The organism is Citrobacter sp. Awk 2, from assembly GCF_028069815.1.
Lineage (GTDB): Bacteria > Pseudomonadota > Gammaproteobacteria > Enterobacterales > Enterobacteriaceae > Citrobacter.
Genome location: NZ_JANEWL010000159.1, coordinates 1 through 5,120, shown reverse-complemented (window position 1 = coordinate 5,120; position 5,120 = coordinate 1). Strand labels below are relative to the sequence as shown.

General features: G+C 53.6%; 5 protein-coding genes. 1 reads left to right on the top strand and 4 read right to left on the bottom strand.

Translation table 11 applies throughout. The features are described from left to right. Positions 1-1,566: membrane-bound lytic murein transglycosylase MltF (gene mltF, locus NNO02_RS22390; RefSeq protein WP_271455786.1), on the top strand; the 1,566-nt coding region annotated here is incomplete at its 5' end. Positions 1,567-1,596: 30 nt separating this feature from the next. Here mltF and tadA read toward each other — a convergent pair. The 4 genes from tadA to murQ form a co-directional block, all read right to left on the bottom strand. Continuing rightward, entirely contained in the window at positions 1,597-2,061 is a 465-nt protein-coding gene (gene tadA, locus NNO02_RS22385) for a tRNA adenosine(34) deaminase TadA (RefSeq protein WP_249357562.1), read from the bottom strand. A gap of 90 nt (positions 2,062-2,151) precedes the next feature. Further along, positions 2,152-2,787, bottom strand: a complete 636-nt coding sequence (yfhb, locus tag NNO02_RS22380; protein WP_271455784.1) for a phosphatidylglycerophosphatase C — start codon at positions 2,785-2,787, stop codon at positions 2,152-2,154. A 3-nt stretch (positions 2,788-2,790) separates the two neighbouring features. Then, a complete protein-coding gene (locus NNO02_RS22375) occupies positions 2,791-4,155 on the bottom strand; it encodes a PTS transporter subunit EIIC (protein ID WP_271455783.1) in 1,365 nt (454 codons plus the stop codon). 9 nt (positions 4,156-4,164) lie between these two features. Further along, on the bottom strand, positions 4,165-5,058 hold the full coding sequence (murQ, locus tag NNO02_RS22370) for an N-acetylmuramic acid 6-phosphate etherase (RefSeq protein WP_271455782.1): 894 nt from the start codon (positions 5,056-5,058) through the stop codon (positions 4,165-4,167). Between the last annotated feature and the right edge of the window lie 62 nt (positions 5,059-5,120).

The window sequence follows — 5,120 nt, the reverse complement described above, 5'->3', positions numbered from 1 at the left end:
ATTAATTATCTGTTCATCGGTATTTTGACGCTGTTGTTGGCAGCGGCCCTCTGGCCATCCATCCCCTGGTTCGGTAAAGCCGACAATCGTATCGCCGCCATTCAGTCGCGGGGAGAGCTGCGCGTCAGTACCATCGACTCGCCGCTCACTTACGCCACGCTTAATGGGAAAAAGTTTGGACTGGATTACGAACTGACCAAAGCCTTCGCCAACTACCTGGGTGTGAAGCTGAAAATCACCGTACGCCAGAACATCAGCCAGCTTTTTGACGACCTGGATAACGGGAATGCCGATCTGTTAGCCGCGGGTCTGGTGTATAACAGCGAGCGCGTTAAAAATTATCAGCCGGGTCCGACCTACTATTCCGTATCGCAACAACTGGTGTATCGGGTTGGGCAATATCGCCCTCGCAGCCTTGCCAGTGTGACCGAAAATCAGCTGACCATCGCCCCGGGACACGTGGTGATAAACGACCTCCAGCAGTTAAAAGAAAAAAAATATCCGGACCTGAGCTGGAAAGTTGATGAGAAAAAGGGCACCACTGAACTGCTTGATGATGTCATCGCCGGTAAGCTGGACTATACCATCGCGGATTCCGTCGCCATCAGCCTGTACCAGCGTGTACACCCTGAGCTGGCCGTCGCGCTGGATGTCTCCGACGAACAGCCGGTGACCTGGTTCAGCCGTCTGGACGATGACAATACGCTGTCCGCTGCCCTGCTGGATTTCTTCAATACCATGAATGAAGACGGCTCGCTTGCGCGGCTGGAAGAAAAGTACCTTGGGCATGGCGATGATTTTGACTATGTTGATACCCGCACCTTCCTGCGTGCGGTTGATAGCGTGTTACCGGATCTGAAGCCACTTTTTGAGAAATATGCGCAGGAAATAGACTGGCGACTGCTCGCGGCAATCTCTTACCAGGAATCACACTGGGACGCGCAGGCAACCTCCCCGACCGGTGTACGCGGTCTGATGATGCTGACCAAAAATACTGCCCAGAGCCTTGGGCTCACTGATCGTACCGATGCCGAACAGAGCATCAGCGGCGGCGCGCGATATTTGCAGGATATGATGAGTAAAGTGCCGGATACCGTGCCCGAAGGAGAACGTATCTGGTTTGCGCTCGCCGCTTACAATATGGGCTACGCACATATGCTGGATGCGCGGGCGCTGACGGTAAAAACCAAAGGCAACCCGAACAGTTGGTCTGATGTAAAACAACGTCTGCCGCTGCTCAGTCAAAAGCCGTATTACAACAAGCTGACCTATGGCTATGCGCGCGGTCACGAAGCCTACGCCTATGTGGAAAATATCCGTAAGTACCAGATAAGTTTGGTGGGATACCTGCAAGAGAAAGAAAAGCAGGCGATTGAAACACAGCAACTGGCGCAGGATTACCCGGCGGTATCACCCACAGAACTGTTAGGCGAGGAGAAGTTTCCGCTGGCGGCATTCCTGTCTCAGACCTCATCAAGCTATCTGTCGCACTCCCCTTCTCTGCTATTTTCGACGCAGAAAAAAGAGGAGAAGTCGTCTTTGAAGGGAGGTCATCAGGCTGATTAGCGCAGCGCCCTCAGGCAATCAGATCGGTATTCACACGTTGGAGGATTTTTTCAGGGCTTTAATTTCCTGACGACGCATACGGAAAAAATCGCTGAGCAACGTGGCGCATTCATCGCGTAACACGCCTTCAGTCACGTCAACCCGATGGTTCATGCCAGGATGATGCAGCACGTCCATTAACGAACCCGCCGCCCCCGTTTTCGCATCGCGCGCGCCAAAAACTACCCGGCCAATACGGCTGTGCACCATCGCACCAGCACACATGACGCACGGTTCCAGTGTGACATACAACGTTGCATCCAGCAGACGGTAGTTTTGTAGCACCAGACCGCCCTGACGCAACGCCATGATTTCAGCGTGGGCGGTAGGATCATGATGGCCAATCGGCCGATTCCAGCCTTCGCCAATAACGCGGTTGTTGAGTACCAATACTGCACCCACCGGGACTTCACGCTCATCCCAGGCGCGCTTAGCTAACGTTAAAGCGTGGCGCATCCAGTATTCGTGGCTAAATTCAACATCAGACAAAGGGGATAACTCCAGTAATCAAAGCGGGCGCATTATACACAGACGCTATCGTTTACTCTATTCGAGTTGTTGCAGCTCCCCGCGCGGCGTGACGCGCCAGCGATGCTGGCAAAAAGAGAGTAGTGGATTGTCCTGCTTACTGTCGCTGTAACCGCTGTATAGATGCAACGGCGCGCCAATCTGCTGTTCCAGTTGCACCACTTTTTCATGTCCCAGGCAGCGTAACGGCAATACCCAGCCACCGTATCCACGCGCCATTTGACTGGCGATCAGATTAACACGCGGCAGCCACGGCGTATCGAAGTAAACCTGCTCTACCAGCGACTGCGGGGAACCGGTGATAAGCCAAATATCAGCATCGGAGCTTAACAAGTACGTCGTCAGACGCTGCTGCACGACAGGAAATGCCGTCACATGACCGCGAAACCAGCGCACAAAATCGGCCTGATGTGCCTTCAGGCGCGTTTCACTGCGACCAAAAGTACAGCCCCACAAGAGCAGGCTCATGGGCCAGCGAGCAGCGCGCCCTTTAATTAACATTGCCAGCGCAATAATCGGCAACAGAGGCAACACCAGCAACGCATTTAGCGGTTGGCGACGCAACAGAAAACGTAAGAAACTGCCGAACATATCCTGCTGGTGTAACGTGCCATCCAAATCAAAAAAAACAACGCGACGCTGGTGACTGGTCAAACCTTATTCCTCTGGATCGTTGAACCCCAATAGCCAGGTAAACAGGAACCCGGCAATTACCGCTACCAGATAGCCTAACAGATAGAACATCACTTTTCCGGCAACAATCGTCAGTGCCAGCGGCAATCCCGAGATGCCAAAGGTGATGACCGTCGCCACTTTCCAGTAGCTGATCAGCGCCCCACCAACTGCACCACCGAGACAGGCACCGATGAACGGCTTGCCTAATGGCAATGTCACACCAAAAATCAGCGGTTCGCCAATACCCAGCAATCCGACCGGCAGCGCGCTTTTAATCACTTTTTTCAGCCGTGCGTTACGGGTTTTCATCAGTACCGCAATAGCCGCACCGATTTGCCCCACTCCAGCCATCGCCAGAATAGGAAAGAGTGCGTTATACCCGTGTGCCTGTACCAGCTCTACATGGATAGGGACCAATCCCTGATGGAGTCCGGTGAGAACCAGTGGCAGAAAGGTGCCAGCCAGCACCGCACCCACCAGGAAGCCACCGCGATCGATAGCCCAGGAAGCGCCATGGGCAATGGATTCGGCTATCCAGCCACCAAGCGGTTGCAGCGCCACAATGGCGATGGTCCCGGTAATAAGAGTGGTCAGTAGTGGATTAAGGATCAGTTCAAGAGACTCCGGCAGCACTTCGCGGAATTTACGCTCAATCCAGCACATTAGCGCTACCACCAGCAGCACCGCGATCACCCCACCGCGTCCCGGCTGCAAGGCCTCGCCAAACAAGGTAATTTGCGCCAGTTGCGGGCTGGAGAGAATGCCGGCCATCACGCCCCCCATCGCCAGCGAACCACCAAATACTTTGGCAGTATTCACCCCGACAAGGATGTTCATAATGGCAAACACGGCGCTACCGAAAATGCCTAACAGTCCCAACATATTCGGATAGTGGGTAGCCAAGTCCCCCACGATGTCCGGACGTTTGAGGATGTTAATGATACCGGTAATCAAACCGGAGGCGATAAACGCAGGAATAAGCGGGATAAAAACGTTAGCCAGTTTACGCAGCGCGTCACTCATCGGCGCTTTGTACTTCGCTTTGGCCTCTGATTTTGTCCGCGCAATATCCCCCACATTGGAACGTTCGCCGCCATCGGCAATCAGGGAACGCATGGCATCGACCACTTTCGCGGCTTTGCCCGGACCAACAATAATCTGGTGCTGCGCCCCCTGCTTCACGTAGCCGCTAACGCCCGGCAGTTGCTTGAGTCGGGAAATATCGAGCTGAGCGTCATCCTGTACTTCCACTCTGACGCGCGTCATACAGTTTTCCAGGCGCAGAATATTTTTCTCTCCGCCCACACCCAGCAGAATATCGCTGGCAAGCACCGCCGTTTTATCCATATCAGCCTCTTAGTGTTCTAACGCCGCGCGTAAAAAACCCTGATGTGCAGCCAGTTTTTCCCGGGCTGAAGTAGCATCGAGACCAGTTAGAGCCATCAAAATGGCGGGCTTAACATCAAAATCGGTCTGTTTCAGCAGAGCTTGCGCCTGGTCATACGCAATACCGGTGGCTTCCACGACCATGCGACACGCCCGGTCTACCAGCTTAACGTTGGTCGCTTTCATATCCACCATCAGGTTCTGATATACCTTGCCAAATTTCACCATTGCACCGGTAGAAATCATATTAAGCACCAGTTTTTGCGCAGTACCGGACTTCAGTCGCGTTGACCCTGTCAGGGCCTCCGCGCCAACAACCGGTGATATGGCGATGTCCGCTTCACGCGCAATGGGGGAATCCGGATTACAGGAAATCGCCACCGTGGTGCAGCCTACGGAACGAGCATATTGCAAGCCGCCAATCACATAGGGTGTACGCCCGGATGCCGCCAGACCAACCACTAAATCCTGTACCGTAAGGTTGAGCGAACGAAGATCATCTTCACCCAGTTGCGGGTTATCTTCTGCACCTTCAACGGCCTTCAGCAATGCCCCCGGACCGCCGGCAATCAGGCCAACAACCCGTCCATGTGGTACACCAAAAGTCGGTGGGCACTCAGACGCATCCAGTACACCAAGACGCCCGCTGGTGCCCGCCCCCATGTAGATAATCCGTCCACCCGCTTTTAACGCGTCAGCCGCCGCATCGACCGCAAGCGCAACTTCAGTCAGAGTTGCTTTTACAGCAGCGGCTACCAGCGTATCCTGTTGATTAAAACGATGAACCAACTCAAGCGTGGATAACGCATCAAGATCCATAGTCTGAGGATTGCGGCTTTCTGACACTAACGCACCGAGATTCATTTTTTGTTCCTTAGGAATTTTTAATTCATATTAATCCGTTATAATGGAATATAATATTCACC

Coding starts and splice junctions, on each gene's coding strand:
- tadA (WP_249357562.1), bottom strand. CDS start 2,061: ATGCGCCACGCTTTAACGTTAGCTAAGCGCGCCTGGGATGAGCGTGAA.
- NNO02_RS22375 (WP_271455783.1), bottom strand. CDS start 4,155: ATGGATAAAACGGCGGTGCTTGCCAGCGATATTCTGCTGGGTGTGGGC.
- murQ (WP_271455782.1), bottom strand. CDS start 5,058: ATGAATCTCGGTGCGTTAGTGTCAGAAAGCCGCAATCCTCAGACTATG.